This is a genomic window from Deltaproteobacteria bacterium, assembly GCA_016183175.1.
In the GTDB taxonomy this organism is placed as follows: domain Bacteria; phylum UBA10199; class UBA10199; order UBA10199; family SBBF01; genus JACPFC01.
In genome coordinates this window covers 1-20,421 of sequence record JACPFC010000014.1, presented here as the reverse complement: position 1 = coordinate 20,421, position 20,421 = coordinate 1, and the positions used below count along the sequence as shown (strand labels likewise).

Genomic DNA, 20,421 nt, shown 5'->3' with positions numbered 1-20,421 from the left:
TATGAAAGACATTCAGACATATCTCGGCGAAATTAAAAAGCAGATCAAAGAAATCTCGGTCGAGGAGTTGAAAAAGAAAATCGACAAGAAAGAGGATATTCTTTTGATCGACGTCCGCGAAAAGGAAGAAACCGACGGCGGCGTGATCCCGGGGGCCAAAACCATTCCGCGCGGCTTTCTGGAACTGAAAGTGGAAAACCTCGAGCCGAAACGCGACAGGCCGATTGTGGTCAACTGCGCCGGCGGAAATCGCTCCGCCCTGGCGGCCCGATCGCTTCAGGAAATGGGGTATAAAAATGTTCTCTCGCTAAAAGGAGGCTACGCCGCCTGGCAACATGCCGGTTTTCCCATCGAACAGCGCAAGACGCTCTCGTCTGACCGTCTCGCCCGCTATGCGCGTCATATTTCCATGCCGGAAGTGGGCGAAGAAGGGCAGATGAAACTTTTGGATTCGAAGGTGCTCTTGATCGGCGCCGGCGGCCTCGGTTCGCCGGCCGGGTTGTACCTTGCCGCCGCCGGTGTGGGAACCCTCGGCATTATTGACAACGACGTGGTGGACAAATCGAATCTGCAACGGCAGATCCTGCACGATGAATCGTGGGAGGGACGCCCCAAGGTGGAATCGGCGGTCCACCGCCTGCGTGGAATCAATTCCGACATCAAGGTAGAGCCGCATCAAACCCGTTTGGAGAGGACAAATGTGCGCGAGATTTTTGGTCGGTACGACATTATCGTGAACGGGAGCGACAATTTTTCGACCCGTTATCTGGTGAACGACGCCTCCTATTTTCTAAAAAAACCGTTGGTCGACGGTTCCATCTTCCGTTTCGAGGGGCAGGTGACGGTATTCGACCCGGCCCGCGGCGGCCCCTGCTACCGGTGCTTGTACCCACTCCCGCCGCCGCCGGAGATGGCGCCAAGTTGCCAGGAGGCGGGGGTGTTTGGTGTTTTGCCTGGAATTATCGGATCGCTTCAGGCGGTGGAGGTAATCAAGCTGATTTTGGGACAGGGGGAGGTGTTGATTGGAAGACTGATCCTCTACGACGCACTCAAACAAAAGTTCCGCGAATTGAAAATCCGCCGCGATGCGGCCTGCCCGCTCTGCGGAGAAAAACCGACTATCAAGGACCTCATCGATTATGACTGGTTCTGTTCGGCGGCAAACGTTCACCGCTGAATTCGCTACATAATTTCAAAAGGTTTGCCCTGGTCGGTTCGATAAACGGTAAAATCGCGGCTATCCAGGGTCAGGATTTGCCTTGTTTTCAGGCGACTTGCAAGGATGACAAGAGTGGCATCGCCAAAATCCATGGGGCAGTCCCGATATTTTTTCATCAAATCGGCGGCTTTTTTTAAATCCTCCGGCTTAAATTCCGGAATATCGACAACCCCTGCAGACATAAAATGAAGAAATTTTTCCTGGTTCTCCAGGGAAAAATCGAGAAGATAAAGCGTTTCGGTCACAATCGCAAGCGTCGTGGCCAGCCTTCTCCCCTTTAAAAGACGCAGTTTGTCCAGACAGGGTTGATAATCTCTGTCATCCGGGTTAAAACAGGCAACCAATGGGCCGGTATCAATGAGGACGGGATCGAGCATGGAATTTTTGGCGGAGATAGGTTTCGCTTTGGGAGGCCAAATCCGAAACGCCGCTCCCCGTAAAAGGCATCAGGGAGGTCAGCGCCTGATAGGGATCGGCCTGCGGGCTTAAACCGGCCCGCTCAAAATAATCGGCCAACGCCTCGCGAATGATCTCGGATCGGCTCTTCTTTTTGGCTTTAGCCCATTGCCGGACCTTTTTGGTCAGGGATTCCGGGAGACGTATTGCAGTTGTATAACTCATGAGTACATACGTAATACACATGAATCGCCCTGTCAAGACTCTAAAATAATTTGAGCAACAAATTCCGGTTGTTGCCGATAACAGGTTAGATGTTTATCTGGCCTTTACTTCTTGCAAGCGATTCGGGCCTTTGGCCGGGGGACACCTCCACTCAAGTCAGGTCGGATTCCGCTCTTTTGCCGCCCGTCAAACCGGAAGACAGCTATCAGGCCGCATTTCTGGGCTTGGGTGGGGTTGCCCTGCGTCAATCGGTTCCAACAGCCGCGCGTCTGGCGGCTCCTACGGCGCTGGAACAGGCCTCGGCTGTATGGGGAACCGATGCGGCCATTCTTGACGGGGGAATTGGCGCCGAGATGGCCGCTGGTGAAGGCTTGTTGACGGGCGCCTTGCGATTGGCGGTAACCTTTGCCCGTTTTTCGCCGCTGGCGCTCATTTTCATGGAATCAGATCGGCCGCGCCGAGAGAAACCGATTGAACCGGCACAGGAAGTCTATCAAACGGTCATCGAGACCGTCGGTGTCCCTGACTACGAGGCATGGAAAAAATGGAGCGAAATGGAAAAACACCGGCGGGCTATCCGGTGGATTGAGACCGAGGGAAAACGGCTGAAGCAGTCGGATGGGTGGACTCGGCGGCGGATTGAAAAATACCTCGAAGACAACGGGCTGACCCTCGAAGGGCTCTACGCGTTTGAGAATCCGCTTGAGAGTTACGAATTCAAATTAACCACCTCATCCGGAAATAATCCTCCCCAAAAAATCGATCGGGCCGGGCAATCATCATCCGCCGATCCCACAAAAGAAGAAAAAAAACGACGGATCATGGACAGCGCTTTGGGAGCTGAACCACCTTCAAATGCGGGAAAGAATTTGGGTCAACGCCGCGACTCGCAGAGGCTTCAAACGCTTGAGAAGAAAGTACGCAGAATAGGAGCGGACCGCCAATATTTCACCCATAGCCTTTCGGCAACCGATGGGGGATTAAAAAATATATTCAGTATCATTGTTGACGGCCGAACGTGGGGCATCGATGAGGGATTCGATACCTGGTTTGTCACCATGGGCCATGGCCATCTGCGCTCCCCTTTTTATGTGGTGATAAGCCGGCAAGCTCTCATGCAAGGCAACGACATAAAATCCACCGACGCTTTCATCGCCTATGTCGTACCGGAAGCCTGCGACCGCGATTTTTTGCGCCGCGCCTTAGACGAGGCTGTCGCAGAAAACCTGATCTCCCCCGAATACGCCGAGCGCGAAAAGGCCAAAATTGTCACTTATGAGGAATTCGTGGCCAAAGAGGGGGTCTCCAAGTGAAGGATTCAAAGGCGCCCTGAAGTAGCCGATTTTCCGGTTGTCATTCCCGGCCGCCGCAAGTTAAATATAACCCCTATGAAAGTTCTCCGGAAAGCCTCCATAAACCGCAAGACCTCCGAGACCAATATCTCCCTGTCCTTGAACATCGACGGATCGGGAAAATACCGGGTCAAAACGCCGATCCCTTTCTTCAACCACATGCTCGAGGCCTTCGCCAAGCATGGAATGTTCGATCTGACGCTTACGGCCGCCGGCGACGTGGAGGTGGATGATCACCACCTGGTGGAGGATGTCGGCCTTTGCCTGGGGTCCGCCTTTAAAAAGGCTCTGAAGGACAAAAAGGGAATCCGCCGTTACGGTCACTTCACTCTGCCGATGGACGAGGTGCTCACCACGGTGGCGGTGGATTTTTGCAACCGTCCGTGCATGGTGTACGAACCAAAAATCAAATCGGGACGGATTAAAAACTTCGACGTCCAGCTCGTCCACGAATTTTTCCAGGCCTTCGTCAACGAGGCGGCGGTCAATCTGCATGTGCATGTTCTGCAATCGGGCAACAAACACCATGTGGTGGAATCGATCTTCAAATCGTTCGCCCGTGCCGTGGATATGGCCACCTCCATCGATTCCCGGGCCAACGGCATTCCGTCGACAAAAGGGAAATTGTAAATCGTGATTGCAATAGTCGACTATGACATGGGGAACCTGAAAAGCGTCTCCAAGGCATTCGAGACGATTGGCGCGCGTGTGTGCGTGACGCGTGATGCGAAAATAATCCGCGACGCCGCAAAAATCGTCCTCCCCGGCGTCGGCGCCTTTCCCAAATGCATGGAGAACCTGAAAAACTACGGCCTCATCGATCCCATCAAAGAGTCGATTAAGGCCGGAAAATGGTTCCTCGGGATCTGCCTCGGCCTCCAGTTGCTCTTCGAGGAGAGCGAGGAATTCGGCCCAGCGAAGGGGTTGGGGATTTTGAGGGGGAAGGTGGTCCGGTTTAAATCCCCCCTCCCCCCCTTTGACAAAGGGGGGATAAAGGGGGGATTTAAAATCCCGCATATGGGATGGAATTCCGTCCGGAAAAAGGGGAGCCCCTCCCTCCTCAATGGTATCGACGATCAATCTTCTTTCTATTTCGTCCACTCCTATTACGTCGCACCGAAGGAAAAACCGATTGTCGCCACCGAAACCGAGCACGGCATCCCTTTTTGCTCGAGCATCGAAAAAGGAAATATCCTCGCCTGCCAGTTTCACCCGGAGAAGAGCCAGAAATTGGGCCTGCAGGTATTGCAGAATTTTGCAAAATTAAAATGATTGTTATTCCCGCCATCGATTTAAAAGACCACCAAGTCGTCCGTCTTTCCCAGGGAAAGATGGGGATTGCTACGGTCTATTCGGACAATTCGATGGAGATCGCTAAAAAATGGATCGAGGCCGGTGCGAAACGTCTGCACCTGGTCGACTTAAACGGCGCCTTCGAGGGGAAACCGATTCATTTTAAAGAGGTCGAATCGATCGCCAAGGCCTTTCCAAAAATTCAGCTCGAAATCGGCGGCGGCATTCGCGACATGAAAACGGTCGAGGCCTATTTCAAAAGTGGCGTCACCTACTGCATCCTCGGGACCGCCATACTGAAGGATCCCCGGTTTGTGGAGAAGACGTGCGCTCAATTTCCGGACAGGATCATCCTGGGAATCGACGCCAAAGACGGAATGGCGGCCGTGGAGGGGTGGGACAAAGTAAGCCGGGTCGCGGCGGGAGACCTCGCAAAAAAATTCGCCGACAAAAAAATCGCCGCCATCATCTACACCGACATCTCCCGCGACGGGATGATGCGGGGGATGAATGTTCCTGCGATCGAGAAGATGGCCGCTGATTCTCCGGTGCCGGTCATCGCCTCCGGTGGATTCACAAAACTGGAAGAAGTCGAGACGCTCAAAAAAATTCCCAACGTCTCCGGCGTGATTGCCGGGAAGGCGTTGTATGAAGGCTTGGTCGATTTGAAGGAGGCAATTCGCCGTGCTCACTAAACGCATCATCCCCTGTCTGGACGTCAAATCGGGCCGAGTGGTCAAAGGGGTGAAATTTGTCGGCCTTCGTGATGCCGGCGATCCGGTTGAAATCGTCGGGCGATACGATGAAGAGGGGGCGGATGAGCTTTGTTTTCTCGACATCACCGCCTCGCACGAAAAACGAAAGATCATCCTGGACGTCGTCGAAAAAACTGCTTCGCGCGTTTTTATGCCGTTAACGGTTGGAGGAGGAGTCCGCACGCTTCAAGACATCCGCGATCTGCTGAATGCGGGCGCCGACAAGGTTTCCATCAACACCGCGGCAGTGGAGCGGGCCGAATTTGTGAAGGAAGCGGCTTCGATTTTCGGAAGCCAATGTATCGTCGTGGCGATCGACACAAAGCGAAAGATCGAAGATCGAAGATCGAAGATGGAAAACAAAGGTGCATCCTCTACCTTCGATCTTCCATCTTCCATCTTCGAAGTTTATACCCACGGCGGCCGTAACGCCACAGGCCTTGACGCCATCGCCTGGGCGCAAAAAATGGAACAATACGGGGCCGGCGAACTTTTGCTCACCAGTATGGACCGTGACGGAACCAAAATCGGTTACGACATCGAGTTGACCCGTGCCGTGGTTGATGCCACCACGATTCCCGTGATTGCATCGGGGGGTGTGGGGACTCTCGAGCATCTCTACGAGGGATTAATGACCGCTGGAGCCGAAGCCGTTTTGGCCGCATCGATCTTTCACTACCGGGAATTTACCATCGGTGAGGCCAAGGAATACCTCGCCAAAAAAGGGGTGCCTGTCCGGATAATTGTTTAACTTGCTGATATTAAAAGATAATTTTTTATTGCCCTCCGGTTACGGCCTGTGGTAGAGTAAAGATGCATTTCTTAAGAGACGATGAGATCAAGTGTAAGCCGCCCTTAGGACGACCTGCCAGTGTCTCGCCAGCCGCTTAAGAGAAAACAATGACAAGGAGTCAATTGTGACTAAGAAACTATATGTGGGGAATCTCCCCTATTCAGTCGATGATGCGCAGTTAAACGAAATGGCCGCCCCGTTTGGGGCGGTGTTGTCAGCCAGCGTCATTAAGGACAAATTTTCGGGCCAGTCGAAAGGCTTCGGGTTTGTCGAAATGGAAAATGACGAAGAAGCCTTAAAGGCCATTGAGGCCTTAAACGGCAAAGATGTGGGCGGAAGAGCCCTCAAGGTCAACGAGGCCCGTCCCATGGTGCCCCGTGATGCCGGTGGCGGACGCGGCGGACGCGGCGGAGGCCGGGGAGGCGCAGGCTTCGGACGCGATCGAGACCGCGGAGACCGCGGCAATCGCGGCGGTTACGGCGGCGGAGGTTCCCGCTGGTAATCCTCACAAACTGAAAGATAATGAAACGTCCGTCCGCCATGTTGTAGTGGTGGACGGACGTTTTTTATTCCGATGACATGACTCAATCCCTGATCGATAAACTTAAATTCGACGCCAACGGCCTCATACCCGCGGTGATTCAGGACATGGAAACGAGTGAGGTCCTGATGGTCGCCTACATGAACCGCGAGGCGGTGCAAAAGACGCTTGAAGGCCCGTACGTCACCTTCTATTCCCGTTCGCGAAAAAAGATGTGGATCAAAGGGGAGACCTCCGGCCACACCCAGGAGGTGAAGGAGGTCTACTACGACTGCGACGCCGATTGCCTGCTCGTCAAGGTGATCCAGAAAGTCGCCGCCTGCCATGAGGGGTACCGGAGCTGTTTTTTCCGGAAGATCGAAAACGGCGAAGGCAAGATTATCGCCAAAAAGGTGTTTGAAGAGGAAAAGGTTTACAAGAAATAGCGGCTGTGATAACCGCCAAACAAACCGAAAGCGGGGTGATTTTTTTATTTCATGACAACCGTTATTGTTAAAGACGGCGAAAGCCTCGAAAGCGCCATCCGCCGCTTTAAAAAGCAGTGCGAAAAGGCCGGCATCATCGCCGAAATCCGGAAACGCGAGCATTACGAAAAGCCCTCAGTCAAAAAGAAGAAAAAAAGCCAGGCCGCGCGCAAGCGCTCCACCCGCCGGGAACGCGAATGGGAATTTTGATGAACATCATTCAAAAACTGGATGAAGAAATCAAACAGGCCATGAAGGCGCAGAATTCCGTCCGCCTCGGCGCCCTCCGGCTGATCAAGACATCGGTGAAAAACAAGGAAATCGAGCTGATCCACCCCCTTTCCGAAGCCGAATTCTTCGCGTGTCTTTCCACCATGGTCAAGCAGAGGCACGAGTCGATTGACCAGTTTAAAAAAGGGAACCGCGCCGATCTGGTCAAAAAGGAAGAAGATGAACTTCGCGTCATCGAGGATTTCCTTCCCAAACCGTTCAGTGAAGGCGAAATCGACGCGCTGGTCGCCGAGGCGGTCTCCGCAACCGGAGCCAAAGGTCCCAAAGACATGGGAACAGTGATGAAAGCGCTGAAGGAGAAAACCGCCGGGCGCGCGGACGGAAAACTCCTCTCCGAAAAAGTAAAACAAAAATTAAGTTCACTTTCCTAGCAACTTTTCCTAGCATTCCCCGATAAACGGTAAAACAATGATTCCCCAGGACAAACTTGATGAAATCTCCAATCGGCTTGATATCGTCGCGCTGGTTTCCGAATATGTCCCGCTGAAAAAAACCGGCAGGTATTACAAAGGGTTGTGCCCTTTCCATGCGGAAAAGACCCCCTCTTTCATCGTCACCCCCGAAAAGCGGATTTTTCACTGTTTTGGATGCGCGGAGGGGGGAAACCTCTTCGGCTTTCTGATGAAGATGGAAAATCTCTCTTTTCCCGAGGCGGTGAAAAAGCTGGCCGACCGGACTGGGGTGGTTCTTCCGGCATTCGACAAAAAAGACAAAAAAGCGAGGGAGGAACAGGACAGTCGGGAGGTTCTCTACAAGGTCAACCGGTACGCCGCCTGGTATTTTGCCGACTGCCTGAAAAAACCGGGCGGCGCGGCCGTCCGCGACTACCTGAAAAAAAGGGGCCTCTCTTTGCAGACTGTCGAGGAATTCCGTCTCGGCTTTGCCCCGGACTCGTGGGAGGGACTGGCCCATTTTTTGAAATCAAAAAATGTCCCGCAGAATTACGCCGAAATCCTGGGTTTGACCCGCAAACGAAAAGACGGATCGCCCTATGATTTTTTTCGAAACCGCCTGATGTTTCCCATCATCGATTTCGAGGGAAGAATCATCGGCTTCGGCGGCCGAAGGGTCGGTGACCCAAGGGTCAGTGACCCAGGGGCCCCCGCTGACGAGGCCAAATACATCAACTCGCCGGAGTCGCCCATCTATCACAAAGGCTTGAGCGTCTACGGGTTGGCTCAAGCCAAAAAGGCCATCCGTGAGACCGGAGAGGTGATTCTGGTGGAAGGGTATATGGACTTGATCCGCCTCCATCAGGCGGGGATTCAAAATTGCGTCGCGCCCCTCGGGACAGCGCTCACCCTTTCGCAGATCAACACCTTGCGACGAAGCGCCGAAAAGTTTACCCTCATGTTCGACGGCGACACGGCCGGAAAAAAAGCGGCCGAGCGGGCCCTTTGGCTTTTGTTTGAGGCGGGCTTTCACCCCCGCCTGGTTTCTCTTCCGGACGGGGAGGATCCGGATTCATTCATCCAGCGCCACGGCGGAGAAAAATTAAGACGGGTCATCTCCGGCGCGGGCCCGGCCATGGAAGAATTGCTTTCCGAGGGGCTCCAAAACAGCGGCCTTAAAGTGAGCGATCGGGTGGAGTCCGCCAAACGCTTGCTCCCCTTTATCGAGGCGCTCCCTTCGGAACTTGAAAAAAAGGGGTATCTCTCCCGCGTATCCCAGTTTTTGGGAACAGACGAGGTTTCGCTCAAGTCTCTCAAGGCCCGGCAAAAAGGGGAGGCGCATACCCTGACCCCCGGCAGGATTCCGGAGCGAAAGATTTCGCTTGAAAGAATCCTGTTGGAGCTTTATGTCAGAGACCCTTGCGCGGTGGCGGGCGTTCTTAACCGGGAATTATTCCAACAATTTGAAGACGAAAACCTGAAGATGCTCGCGCTGACGGTGGAAGAAAATTTCTCCCGGTTGCGATCTGCGGGCCTCGAAAGATTTTTGAACGGGGGCTCCGGTTTCGAACCGGCGCTTGTCAGCGAACTGGCGGTTGCCAGCGAATTATGGCCGGAAGGAGAGGATCTGAAAAAAGCGGCCGCCGATTGCTTAAACCGCTGGAAGCTCGAAAAGTTGAAAGGCGAACTGAAAAAAATCACCCGTGAAGTCCAGATGGCCGAGTTGAGGGAAAACAAAGACCAAATTTTCGAACTCCTGGTCCGAAAAGACGAACTGGCCAAGGGGATCAGGCAACTGCAACAAAATAATTAACGGGATAAGCCGGGTAACAGGCTTTATGGAAAAAGCAACCATCGAACAACAGCCGGCGCGCAAACCGGTCGACATCAAGGGGGTTCAGCAACTCATCGACCGCGGCAAGGAAAAGGGGTTCCTCACCTTCGACGAGGTGAACAGCGCCCTCCCCACCGACATCATCTCCGCTTCCGAAATCGACGACGTCCTCTCGCTGTTTGACGACCTTGATATCGAAATCGTGGATGGCGAAGACGACTTGAGGCTCGCCGCCAAAAAGGGGGGCGCCGAACCGGCCGTCCAGGCGGACAAGGGGGAGGAAGAGACGGCCGAAACCCCCGAACCAACCGAATTTGAGGCGGCCGACACCGCCAGCCGTGCCAACGATCCGGTGCGGCTCTATCTGCGCAAGATGGGCCAAGTGCCCCTTTTGACCCGCGAGGGGGAGGTGGTCATCGCGAAAAGGATTGAAAAGTGGGAAGACCAGGTTCTGCAAATCATCCTTGGCTCCGCCATCGGCAGGCAGGAAATTCTCGAGATGGGGGAAAAATTAAGCAAGGGTTCGCTCCGTGTCCTTGAAATCATCAAAGAGCTGGACGAAATGGAGGCCGGCGTGGAGGTTGACACATCCAAGATAGAGCAGGAGCATCGCGTCCGGGTCTTAAAGCTCATCGGCAGGATGAAGGGATTCGCCAAGGAGTTCAACAAGCACAACCACAAGGCGCAAAATAAAAGGCTCCGCGAGGCCAACCGGAAGGAGGCGGAGGAAAAGCGAAGCGAGGTGCAGATGAAGATGGTCGCCTGTCTTCGCGAAATCAATTTCAGCCGTGACACCATCAACCGCATCACCAACCGGATCAAGGAGACCATCGAATCGATCGAGGGGCAGGAGAGGCTTATCCGGGACAAATGCCGGTGGCTTAAACTCGAACCCGAAGAGGGCGTCGACATCTCTAAAAAAATCAGGAAGAGCAACTATCTCCAGCGCAAGCTGATGCAGGTAACCGGCAGACCCCGGCAAGAGATTTTCTCCGTCACGGAGGCCATCCTCGAGGCGGCCAAACAAACGCGGAAGATCGAGCTCAACTACGAGGCCAACATCAACGACCTGAAGCGCACCTACCGCGAACTGAAGTATGCCGAATCGGAGGCCGACCGCGCCAAGGCCGACTTGGTGGAGGCGAATTTAAGGCTTGTCGTCTCCATCGCCAAAAAATACACCAACCGCGGGCTCCAGTTTCTGGATCTCATTCAGGAGGGCAACATCGGCCTCATGAAGGCGGTGGACAAGTTCGAATACAAGCGCGGCTACAAGTTTTCCACCTACGCCACCTGGTGGATCCGCCAGGCCATCACCCGCGCCATTGCCGACCAGGCGCGCACCATCCGCATCCCGGTGCACATGATCGAGACCATCAACAAGCTCATCCGCACCTCCCGCTATCTGGTGCAGGCGCTGGGCCGCGAGCCGACGCCCGAGGAGATCGCCGAAAAAATGGAGCTCCCGCTCGAAAAGGTAAGAAAGGTGCTGAAAATCGCCAAGGAGCCGATCTCGCTGGAGACCCCCATCGGCGAGGAGGAGGACAGCCACCTGGGGGATTTCATCGAGGACCACGCGGCGCTGCCTCCCGCCGAGGCGGCCTCCCACCAACTGCTGAAGGGAGGAGGAGGACAGCCATCTGGGGGATTTTATCGAGGACAAATCGATTGTCTCCCCCAACGAGGCGGCGCTCAATTTTAATCTTTCCGACCAGACCAAATCGGTGCTTTCCACCCTCACCCCGCGCGAGGAAAAAGTTCTGCGCATGCGCTTCGGCATCGGCGAGCGCTCCGACCACACATTGGAAGAGGTGGGGCGCGACTTTTCGGTCACCCGCGAGCGCATCCGGCAGATCGAGGCCAAGGCCCTGCGCAAACTCCGCCACCCCAGCCGGGCCAGAAAACTCAAAACATTTGTTGATTGGTAAAATTGTGGGCTCGCTAGGATTTGAACCTAGGACCAACCGGTTATGAGCCGGCCGGTTGATCACAAGGGGAGGAGGTTTCCTCCCCTCGGCCGCTGGCAAAGCCAGTCGGCCTTCACCCCTCTTCACTAAAGCCGCTTTGCATTCGCAAAGCGGTTAGAGCGGCCGGGTAGACTTTGTGGGCTCGCTAGGATTTGAACCTAGGACCAACCGGTTATGAGCCGGCCGCTCTAACCAACTGAGCTACGAGCCCGTGGCGCACGATTATACACCAAAAAGATTATTTACAAATCATTTCGCAATCTGATAGGAAATACCACCTTTTTAAGGAGGCTTTTTGAAAAGCGAACTGGTCAAACTCATCGAACTTTCAAAAATCGACGCCGAAATCGACGCCCTGACGGAAGAGCGGGAAGACCTCCCCTCACAAATTGAAGCCCTTCAAATCCAGTTGAACGAACTCGATTTCTCCCTCAACGAAAAAAAGCAGGAGCTTGCCGCCTGGGAGAAAGACAGAAGAAACAAGGAACAGGACCTCGCCGAAAAAAAGGACTGGATCGCCAAACGGGAAGGGGTGCTAAAGGAAATCAAGACAAACAAGGAATATCATGCCGTCCTCAAGGAAATTTCCCAGGCCAAAAAAGCCGCAACCGACCTGGAGGCCTCGCTTTTGCAGTTGATGACGCAGATTGAAGAGCGGGGGAAAGAGTTGACGGGGTTGGACGCCGATATTGCCTCAAAAAAACCCCCTCTGGAAGTGCAGATGCGGGAGAAAAAGGCGCAAATCGGCGTTCTTGAGGAACAGGCAAAAGTCAAAACCGCCCAGCGAATGGAAAAGGAAAAGGAACTGGATGAGGCCATCCTCAAAAGATACAAAACCATCAAGGCCCGGCTCTCTCCCGCCGTCGCTCCGGCCTTAAGAGGGGTCTGCCTCGAATGCAACATGAACATTCCCCCGCAGTTGTATCTTGAGTTGCAAAAATTCCAGCAGGTTGTTTCGTGCCCCCGGTGTCACCGGATTTTGTATCTTGAGATGTAGCCTCATGCGTGAATATCTTCATGAAGCCCTGAAAGAGCTTGAAAACCGGGGCTTAAGGCGGTTCCTGAAAACGGTCGAAAGCGACCAGGGACCGGAGATTGTTTATCAGGGCCGCAAATACCTCAATTTTTCCTCCAACAATTACCTCGGCCTTGCCGATCATCCCATCCTCAAAGAAGCGTCGATCAAAGCGGTCAAAGAATACGGCACGGGGAGCGGCGCATCCCGCCTGATTACCGGGTCCATGACCCTTCACGAAAAACTCGAACAAAAAATAGCCGAATTCAAGGGAACGGAAGCGGCGCTTGTTTTTAACTCGGGCTATCATGCCAACATCGGTGTCGTCTCCTCGCTGATGGGGGAAGGGGATTCCATTTTTTCAGATGAATTGAATCACGCAAGCCTCATCGATGGCTGTCGTTTGTCGAAGGCAAGGACGCAGGTATATCGACATTGTGATATGGGGCAGTTGGAAGAACTACTCGTGGATAGTGGATCGTGGAGAGTGGATCGTAGAAAGACAGATCACGATTCACGATTCACGATTCACGATCCACGCCGTTTGATCCTCACCGACACCCTCTTCTCCATGGACGGCGATCTCTGTCCTCTCCCCCAAATCATGGAACTGGCCGAAAAATACGAGGCAACGGTTTTTGTAGACGAGGCGCATGCGACAGGGGTGTTTGGAAAAAATGGACGGGGGGTTGTTGAACATTTCGGAATACAAATCCCCCCTGTCCCCCCTTTGTCAAAGGGGGGACAGGGGGGATTTCGACTCATTCAAATGGGGACGCTGGGAAAGGCGCTCGGTTCGTTTGGCGCGTATGTCTGCGGACCGAGAGAACTGATTGATTATCTGATCAACCGTTCACGGACATTTATTTACACGACGGCGCTTCCGCCGGCGGTGATTTCTGCGTCACTGGCGGCGGTTGAGTTGATCGAGAGGGATGGAACGTTGAGAGAAAAATTGTGGGAGAATATCGAATATTTCTCAAAACATTGTCATCCCCGTGAAAACGGGGATCCATGGATTCCCGCTTTCGCGGGAATGACACAAACCAGCCCCATCATTCCAATCATCATCGGCAACGCCAAAAAAACCATGGAAATCTCCCAAAAATTGTTCGAGGCCGGCATCTGGGCCACAGGCATCCGTCCCCCCTCCGTCCCCGAAGGTCTTTCGCGAATTCGGTTGACAATAACGGCAGGCCATACAAAAAAACACCTGGATCGTTGCTTGGAGGTCCTGAATGCTCAAGCGAAAAATTTTCAGCAAGGAACATGACGCCTTCCGCCTGACCGTCCGCGATTATATCCGGAAAAAAATTCTTCCCCATTACGAAGAGTGGGAAAAGGCGGGAATCGTCCCGCGGGAGGTCTGGAGCGAGGCGGGGAAGCTCGGCTGGTTGTGCCCTGCCGCCGAAACAAAGTACGGCGGCCTGGGGGCCGATTTTCTCTACTCCGTCGTCATCGGCGAAGAGCTCGGTTTTCACGGCGTGCCGGGCGTCTTTTTCCCCCTCCACAGCGACATTGTTTTTCCCTACATCGAAAATTTTGCAAACGAGGACCAAAAACGGCGCTGGATTCCCGGGTGCATCACCGGCGAAAAAATTCTGGCGGTGGCGATGACCGAACCGGAGACCGGTTCCGATCTGGCGAATATCCGGACACGGGCGGTTCGGGAAGGCGATCATTACCTTGTGAACGGCTCCAAGACCTTCATCAGCAACGGCCAGCTGGCCGACCTGATTGTCGTCGCCGTCCGGACGACGGAGACCGATCCTCCCTACAAGGGTTTAAGCCTTCTGGCCATCGAGGCCGGTTCTCCCGGATTTTCCCGCGGCCGGAACCTGGAAAAGATCGGCCTCCATGCGCAGGACACCTCCGAGCTGTTTTTTCAGGACTGCCGCGTGCCGGTGGAAAATCTTCTGGGGCGCGAGGGGGAGGGGTTCAAATATCTCATGCAGAATCTCCAGCAGGAGCGCCTCGTTCTGGCCATCGGGGCCTGTGCCTCTGCAGGCGGCGCCCTGCAACAGACCCTCGACTATGTAAAAACACGCAAGGCATTCGGACAAACCCTCGGAAAATTCCAGAACACCCGTTTTAAACTGGCGGAGGCGGCGGCAAAAATCCAGCTGGGCCGGTCTTTTCTCGATGACCTGATCCCGCGCCACACGGCCGGAGAAAAACTGGTGTGCGAGGTGAGCATGGCCAAATACTGGACCACTGAAATGCAGTTTGAAGTCGCCCATTCCTGCCTCCAGTTTTTCGGCGGTTACGGTTATATGAAGGAGTATCCAATCTCCCGCTTTTTCACCGATGGCCGGGTTCAGAGCATTTACGGAGGGACCAACGAGATCATGAAGGAACTTATCGCAAGGGAGTTGGGGCTGTAGGAGGTTCATATGAATTTTAGCGAAATATTGTATGGTAAAAAAAACGGCATCGCGACCATTACCATCAATCGCCCCGACTGCTACAATGCCTGCACGCCGGTGACCGTTCTGGAAATCACGCAGGCCTTGACCGATGCCTGGGTGGATCAAACAATCGGTGTTGTCGTCTTGACGGGGGCGGGGGACAGGGCCTTTTGCACGGGCGGCGATCAGACCATCAGAGGCAAGGGGGGCTACGAGGGAACCATCGCGGCTCTCCCTCTGGAGGTGGGGTGGCAACAGGTGACGCATCTGATCCGCTCGATTCCCAAACCGGTGATCGCGAGGGTGAACGGTTTCGCCATCGGCGGCGGGCATGTCTTTCAGGCGGTTTGCGATCTCTCCATCGCGTCGGAGACGGCCCAGTTGGGGCAGGTGGGGCCGAAGGTCGGGAGCTTTGACCCCGGCTTCGGCACGGGCGATCTGGCCCGGACGGTTGGGATAAAAAAAGCCAAGGAAATCTGGTTTTTGTGTCGTCGTTATTCGGCAAGGGAGGCCTTTGAGATGGGGCTGGTCAACGCCGTTGTCCCGCCGGAAAAGCTCGATGAAGAGGTGGATAAATGGTGCCGGGAGCTTTTGGAAAAAAGCCCCACGGCGCTTAAAATGCTGAAATACGCCTTCAACGCGGAAACGGACGGCGTTGTGGGGATTACCAATCTGGGGGTCAGCGGCTTGAGCATATATTACGGCACCGAGGAGGCGATGGAAGGAAGAAACGCGTTCGTAGAAAAAAGGAAGCCCGATTTTTCGAAGTTTCGGGAGTAAATGCAACCAAGTCAAATCAAAGATCTTGAAGACCTCGATCGTGCCGCCATCTGGCACCCCTTCACCCAGATGCAGGACTGGGAGGAGGAAATCCCCCTGATTATCGAGCGGGGAGAAGGGAATTATCTCTTCGACATCCACGGAAAAAAATATCTCGACGGCGTTTCATCCCTCTGGGTGACCATTCACGGCCATCGGAAAAAAGAGATCGACGATGCAATCAAGGCGCAGATTGACAAAGTCTCGCACTCGACGCTTCTTGGTTTGTCCAATGTTCCGGCGGTCGAGCTTGCGGAAAAATTAATCCGCATCGCCCCGCCCAATCTGAAAAAAGTGTTTTATTCCGACAACGGCTCGACGGCGGTGGAGGTTGCGCTCAAAATGGCGTTTCAGTATTGGAGGAATAAATCCCCCCTTTCCCCCCCTTTGTCAAAGGGGTGGGGGGGGGATTTGAAAACAAAATTTCTGACATTTGAGAACGCCTACCATGGCGACACGATCGGCTCGGTGAGCCTTGGGGGGATCGATCTTTTCCACAACATCTACAAGCCGCTTCTCTTCGACTCCATCAAGGCAACGTTTGACAACGCGAACGATTTGATCCGTCAGCACGGTGGTGAACTGGCGGCGGTCATCATCGAGCCGATGATTCAGGGGGCGGCGGGAATGTTCCTCCAGCCTGAGGGATTTTTGAAGAAACTCCGGAAGGCCTGTGATGAAAACAATGTTCTTCTCATTTTTGACGAAGTAGCCACCGGGTTTGGACGAACCGGAAAAATGTTTGCCTGCCAGCATGAAGGGGTCTGGCCTGATCTGATGTGCGTTGCCAAGGGGATCACGGGCGGCACCCTCCCTTTGGCGGCGACGCTGACGACACAGGAGATATACGATGGTTTCAAGGCGCCCTATCGTGATTTGAAGACGTTTTTTCACGGGCACACCTATACAGGCAATCCGCTTGCCTGCTCCGCGGCGCTGGCGAATCTGGAAATTTTTGAGAAGGAAAAAACCCTCGCAAATCTCCCGCCCAAAATCGCTCATCTTAAGCAGGGACTGCAAAAATTTTACGATCTCTCTTCCGTCGGCGAAATCCGCCAGCTTGGCTTCATGATCGGAATCGAGCTCATGAAAGACAGGCAGGCAAAAGAGCCTTATCCATGGGAGGACAAAATAGGGATCAAGGTCATCCTCGAAACGCGAAAACGGGGGGTGATTCTGCGGCCGCTGGGGAATGTTATTGTGCTTCTGCCGCCGCTGTCGTTGTCCGTTGCGGAGATTGATTTGTTGTTGGAGGTGACATTTGAGTCGATAAGGGTGGTGACGGAATGAAATCCCCCCTCGCCCCCCTTTTTCAAAGGGGGGTTGGGGGGATTTTTATTTGCGTTTTCGCGCACCGATATGCTAAACACTCCAACCTGTGGAAAAAATTCTCAAAATCGGCCTCCCCAAGGGGAGCCTGCAGGAAGCCACGTTCGCCCTCTTTAAAAAAGCGGGGTGGGCAATCCACGCGTCCAGCCGGTCGTATGTGCCGGCGATCGACGATCCAGAACTCTCCGGTCTTCTGATTCGGGCGCAGGAAATGGCGCGGTACGTTCAAGACGGCATCCTCGACGCCGGTCTCACCGGCAGAGACTGGGTTCTCGATCAAAACGCCAAGGTGTTCGAGGTGGGGGATCTGGTCTATGGCAAAGCCGGAAAAAAACCGGTGCGGTGGGTGGTGGCGGTCCCCAACGATTCGAAGATCAAAACGGTCAAGGATCTGCAGGACAAACGGATCGCCACCGAACTGGTGAATTACACCCAAAGTTATCTGAAAAAACAGGGGGTCACGGCGGAGGTTGAATTTTCGTGGGGGGCCACGGAGGTAAAGCCGCCGGTATTGGCCGACGCAATCGTGGAATTGACCGAAACCGGCTCGTCGCTGAAGGCCAACAACCTGCGCATTGTCGAAACCATCCTCGAATCGGTCACCGTGTTGATCGCCAACAAAAAATCGTGGGAAGATCCCTGGAAGCGCAAAAAACTCGAAAATATCTATCTCCTCCTGCGCGGGGCCATTTCGGCCGACTCCAAGGTGGGGCTCAAGATGAATGTCCCGGACAAGAAACTGAATGAAGTCACAAAGGCCCTGCCGGCCCTCCATACCCCCACTGTCAGCGCCCTTGCCGACGCCGGCTGGAAGAGCCTTGAGGTGATTGTGGACGAGGCGGTGGTGCGCGACATCATCCCCAAACTGAAAAACGCCGGCGCCACCGGAATTGTGGAATATCCCCTCAACAAGGTGATTTTATAGCCGCTGTCGCCTCGATGTTTGCCTGACTCATAAATGCCAAATGTCAAAGTTCAAATGTCAAATGAATTTCAAAAAAACAATGTCAAATATTCTGTCATTTGTTGAAATTGTTTTTTATTTTGAACTTTGGAATTTGGAATTTGGAATTTCTCTTTGTCGCTAATTTCCGGTATCATAGTTGCAAGGCATGCCTTCCTCTCATTTACTGCAATTTATAGGCGGTCTGGCTTTCTTTTTCTTCGGCCTTTTTTCCACGCATTTGGGGCTTCAGTCGTTTGCCGGCGACCGCCTTAAAAGCATGGTGGCGCGGGCGACGCAAAGCCGCCTTAAGGCCCTGGTCAGCGGAATCCTTGTCACCCTGTTCTATCAGAGTTCCTCCGCCGTCACGGTGATGACGGTGGGGCTGGTCTCCAGCGGCCTCTTGAGCCTTGAGCTTTCGATGGCTGTCTCTCTGGGGGCCGGCATCGGCACCACTTTTGTCGTCCTCCTCATTTCAATCAAGGAGATCCTCGATTACGGCATCCTTCTCATCGCCGGCGGCCTTTGCCTCCGCTGGCTCGCGACACGGGTGCTTTTTCGCCTCTCAGGGGAGGTGCTCTTTGGCCTTGGATTTGTCTTTTTCGGCCTTAATGTCATGTCGCAGGCGACCGCCCCTCTTCAGACCTACCCGTGGATTCCGCAGATTTTCCAATTTATGGAACAATACCCGCTGGCCGATTTTCTCATCGCGGCGGTGGTCACCGCGCTGGTCCATTCAAGCGGGGTGATCCTCGGCATTCTTCTGGCGCTGGCCTTTGCCGGAGCCATCACCTTTTCCGCGGCGCTCCCGATGGTGTTGGGGGCCAACATCGGCACCTCGTTTACCGCCATCATGGCGGGAATCAGGGCGACTACCGAGGGGAAACGGTCCGCCTGGGCCAATCTGCTTCTCCGGGCCGGCGCGGTTTTGCTGATCTATCCCCTGATGGATCCGTTTGCCCAGCTTGTCCACCGGCTCGATTCGTTTTTGTTTATCCGCGTTTTTGAAACCCCCGTTTCGGTGCATGGCGACATCGCCATGAGCCACTTTTTTTTCAATCTTTTTGTCGCGCTTGTTTTTTTCCCCCTGCTTCCTATCGGAAAAAAGATCGTCTGTTGGCTTATCCCTTCCCGAAAGAAGGAGGGAGAGGCATTCGGCCCAAAGTATCTGGACAAGATGGCATTGTCGGTCCCGACGCTTGCCTTTGCCCAGGCGACGCGCGAGATGTTGCGGATGGGGGAGATCGTGCTTGGGATGTTGCGCGACTTTCTTCCCCTTTTCCAAAAATACGACTACGACATGGTTGACGATCTCCGGTCGCGGGACCATCAGGTGGATACGCTCTACCGGTCGATCAAATTCTATCTTTCCAATCTTTCGCTACAGAACCTGAAGGAGGAAGATGCCGGGACAAGCATTCATCTGATTACGGTGGTGAATGAATGGGAAAATATCGGCGACACGATCGACCGGCATATCCTGCGCCTGGCCCACAAAAAATGGAACAAGGGGATTGAATTTTCAGGCGAAGGGTGGAAGGAGATCGTGGAACTGCACCGCGGGACGGTTGAAATGACGGAGCTGGCCCTCGCGGCCCTTTCGGCGGGAAACCGGGAAATTGCCGCCAAGATGCTGACTCACCAACTGCATTACGCCGACCGCGAGGATGAGCTGAAGATGTCGCACCTGGTGCGCCTGCACGAGCGGCGGAAGGAATCGATTGATACCTCGGCCATTCATCTGGAGCTGTTGTCGCTCTTTCACCGGATCAACCTTTCGCTGATCACGATGGTGAGCAATCTGTTGCCGGAAAGGGAGAGGAAAGAGTGACGCTCATCGATTCCCACTGCCATTTGAGTTTCAAAGACTACGCGGAATCCGACATCCCCGCCATTTTGCAACGCGCTGTCTCCGCCGGCGTCTCGCTTTTAATCAATGTCGGCGCCGGGGAGGGGTACGAGGGGAATGAGCAGGCGCTGGCGCTCGCCAAAAAACACCCGCAAATTTATTGCACCGTCGGCATCCACCCGCACGACGCAAAAATCGTCACGCCGGAGATTTTTAAAAAGATCGAATCTCTCGCGCAAAATCCCAAAGTGGTCGCTATTGGCGAGATCGGCCTTGATTTTTACTACGAACATTCGCCGCGCGATGCGCAGGAAAAAGTTTTCGCCCGGTTCATCGATCTGGCGCTAAAGCTGAAAAAACCGGCGATGATTCACGACCGCGGCGCCGGGGAAAGATGTTACGAGATACTCAGGGATAAAATGATTAACTCTTCCGTCATGATCCATTGTTTTACAGGAAGCATGGATTTGGCCAAAAAATACCTCGACCTCGGCTGTTTTATTTCCTTCACCGGCATCATCACCTTCAAAAAATCG

Annotated in this window: 21 protein-coding genes, 2 tRNA genes and 1 pseudogene; 20 read left to right on the top strand and 4 right to left on the bottom strand. The window is 54.0% G+C overall.

The window, feature by feature from the left end:
* Position 1 precedes the first annotated feature (1 nt).
* Positions 2-1,177, top strand: a complete 1,176-nt coding sequence (gene moeB / locus HYU99_01555) for a molybdopterin-synthase adenylyltransferase MoeB (protein MBI2339039.1) — start codon at positions 2-4, stop codon at positions 1,175-1,177.
* 5 nt (positions 1,178-1,182) lie between these two features.
* Here the strand turns inward: moeB and HYU99_01550 are convergent, their stop codons facing one another.
* Positions 1,183-1,596 (bottom strand): PIN domain-containing protein, encoded by a 414-nt coding sequence (locus HYU99_01550; GenBank protein ID MBI2339038.1) that lies wholly within the window; start codon positions 1,594-1,596, stop codon positions 1,183-1,185.
* Complete coding sequence (locus tag HYU99_01545) at positions 1,574-1,840, bottom strand: CopG family transcriptional regulator (protein ID MBI2339037.1); 267 nt, start codon at positions 1,838-1,840, stop codon at positions 1,574-1,576. The genes HYU99_01550 and HYU99_01545 overlap by 23 nt, the downstream gene beginning before the upstream one ends.
* A 176-nt stretch (positions 1,841-2,016) precedes the next feature.
* Here HYU99_01545 and HYU99_01540 point away from each other — a divergent pair, with 176 nt between their 5' ends.
* The 11 genes and pseudogenes from HYU99_01540 (at position 2,017) to HYU99_01490 (ending at position 11,483) form a co-directional block, all read left to right on the top strand.
* Positions 2,017-3,153 carry a hypothetical protein gene (locus HYU99_01540; protein ID MBI2339036.1) on the top strand — a complete coding sequence of 379 codons (1,137 nt, stop codon included), beginning with the start codon at positions 2,017-2,019 and terminating at the stop codon, positions 3,151-3,153.
* Between the two features lie 75 nt (positions 3,154-3,228).
* A complete protein-coding gene (gene hisB, locus HYU99_01535; protein ID MBI2339035.1) occupies positions 3,229-3,822 on the top strand; it encodes an imidazoleglycerol-phosphate dehydratase HisB in 594 nt (197 codons plus the stop codon).
* 3 nt (positions 3,823-3,825) lie between these two features.
* On the top strand, positions 3,826-4,464 hold the full coding sequence (gene hisH / locus HYU99_01530; GenBank protein MBI2339034.1) for an imidazole glycerol phosphate synthase subunit HisH: 639 nt from the start codon (positions 3,826-3,828) through the stop codon (positions 4,462-4,464).
* The gene (gene hisA, locus HYU99_01525) at positions 4,461-5,180 is read left to right on the top strand and encodes a 1-(5-phosphoribosyl)-5-[(5-phosphoribosylamino)methylideneamino]imidazole-4-carboxamide isomerase (GenBank protein ID MBI2339033.1); all 720 of its coding nucleotides are present in this window, start codon (positions 4,461-4,463) and stop codon (positions 5,178-5,180) included. Before hisH ends, hisA begins: the two co-directional genes overlap by 4 nt.
* Positions 5,170-5,991, top strand: coding sequence for an imidazole glycerol phosphate synthase subunit HisF (gene hisF / locus HYU99_01520; protein ID MBI2339032.1), 822 nt, complete (start codon positions 5,170-5,172; stop codon positions 5,989-5,991). The genes hisA and hisF overlap by 11 nt, the downstream gene beginning before the upstream one ends.
* Before the next feature lie 166 nt (positions 5,992-6,157).
* The gene (locus tag HYU99_01515) at positions 6,158-6,535 is read left to right on the top strand and encodes an RNA-binding protein (GenBank protein ID MBI2339031.1); all 378 of its coding nucleotides are present in this window, start codon (positions 6,158-6,160) and stop codon (positions 6,533-6,535) included.
* 77 nt (positions 6,536-6,612) lie between these two features.
* On the top strand, positions 6,613-6,999 hold the full coding sequence (gene hisI / locus HYU99_01510; protein MBI2339030.1) for a phosphoribosyl-AMP cyclohydrolase: 387 nt from the start codon (positions 6,613-6,615) through the stop codon (positions 6,997-6,999).
* A 51-nt stretch (positions 7,000-7,050) separates the two neighbouring features.
* Entirely contained in the window at positions 7,051-7,248 is a 198-nt protein-coding gene (locus HYU99_01505) for a 30S ribosomal protein S21 (protein MBI2339029.1), read from the top strand.
* Positions 7,248-7,700, top strand: a complete 453-nt coding sequence (locus HYU99_01500) for a GatB/YqeY domain-containing protein (protein MBI2339028.1) — start codon at positions 7,248-7,250, stop codon at positions 7,698-7,700. Before HYU99_01505 ends, HYU99_01500 begins: the two co-directional genes overlap by 1 nt.
* A 37-nt stretch (positions 7,701-7,737) precedes the next feature.
* On the top strand, positions 7,738-9,534 hold the full coding sequence (locus tag HYU99_01495) for a DNA primase (protein ID MBI2339027.1): 1,797 nt from the start codon (positions 7,738-7,740) through the stop codon (positions 9,532-9,534).
* A 25-nt stretch (positions 9,535-9,559) separates the two neighbouring features.
* Positions 9,560-11,483, top strand: a pseudogene (locus tag HYU99_01490) (RNA polymerase sigma factor RpoD).
* A gap of 5 nt (positions 11,484-11,488) precedes the next feature.
* Here HYU99_01490 and HYU99_01485 read toward each other — a convergent pair.
* Both HYU99_01485 and HYU99_01480 read right to left on the bottom strand, forming a co-directional pair.
* Positions 11,489-11,601, bottom strand: a tRNA-Met gene (locus HYU99_01485).
* Between the two features lie 58 nt (positions 11,602-11,659).
* A tRNA-Ile gene (locus HYU99_01480) sits at positions 11,660-11,733 on the bottom strand.
* 84 nt (positions 11,734-11,817) lie between these two features.
* Here HYU99_01480 and HYU99_01475 point away from each other — a divergent pair.
* From HYU99_01475 to HYU99_01440, 8 genes are all read left to right on the top strand, one after another.
* Positions 11,818-12,519: a hypothetical protein gene (locus tag HYU99_01475; protein MBI2339026.1), complete on the top strand. Its 702-nt coding sequence runs from the start codon at positions 11,818-11,820 to the stop codon at positions 12,517-12,519.
* Positions 12,520-12,523: 4 nt separating this feature from the next.
* On the top strand, positions 12,524-13,810 hold the full coding sequence (bioF, locus tag HYU99_01470; protein MBI2339025.1) for an 8-amino-7-oxononanoate synthase: 1,287 nt from the start codon (positions 12,524-12,526) through the stop codon (positions 13,808-13,810).
* Positions 13,776-14,921 (top strand): acyl-CoA dehydrogenase family protein, encoded by a 1,146-nt coding sequence (locus HYU99_01465; GenBank protein ID MBI2339024.1) that lies wholly within the window; start codon positions 13,776-13,778, stop codon positions 14,919-14,921. The genes bioF and HYU99_01465 overlap by 35 nt, the downstream gene beginning before the upstream one ends.
* A gap of 9 nt (positions 14,922-14,930) precedes the next feature.
* Positions 14,931-15,725, top strand: a complete 795-nt coding sequence (locus tag HYU99_01460; protein MBI2339023.1) for an enoyl-CoA hydratase/isomerase family protein — start codon at positions 14,931-14,933, stop codon at positions 15,723-15,725.
* Positions 15,726-17,054: an adenosylmethionine--8-amino-7-oxononanoate transaminase gene (bioA, locus tag HYU99_01455; GenBank protein MBI2339022.1), complete on the top strand. Its 1,329-nt coding sequence runs from the start codon at positions 15,726-15,728 to the stop codon at positions 17,052-17,054.
* Positions 17,055-17,142: 88 nt separating this feature from the next.
* The gene (locus tag HYU99_01450; protein ID MBI2339021.1) at positions 17,143-18,018 is read left to right on the top strand and encodes an ATP phosphoribosyltransferase; all 876 of its coding nucleotides are present in this window, start codon (positions 17,143-17,145) and stop codon (positions 18,016-18,018) included.
* A 187-nt stretch (positions 18,019-18,205) separates the two neighbouring features.
* Entirely contained in the window at positions 18,206-19,867 is a 1,662-nt protein-coding gene (locus tag HYU99_01445) for a Na/Pi cotransporter family protein (protein MBI2339020.1), read from the top strand.
* A partial coding sequence (locus HYU99_01440; GenBank protein ID MBI2339019.1) for a TatD family hydrolase occupies positions 19,864-20,421 on the top strand: 558 nt, incomplete at its 3' end. The genes HYU99_01445 and HYU99_01440, both read left to right, overlap by 4 nt.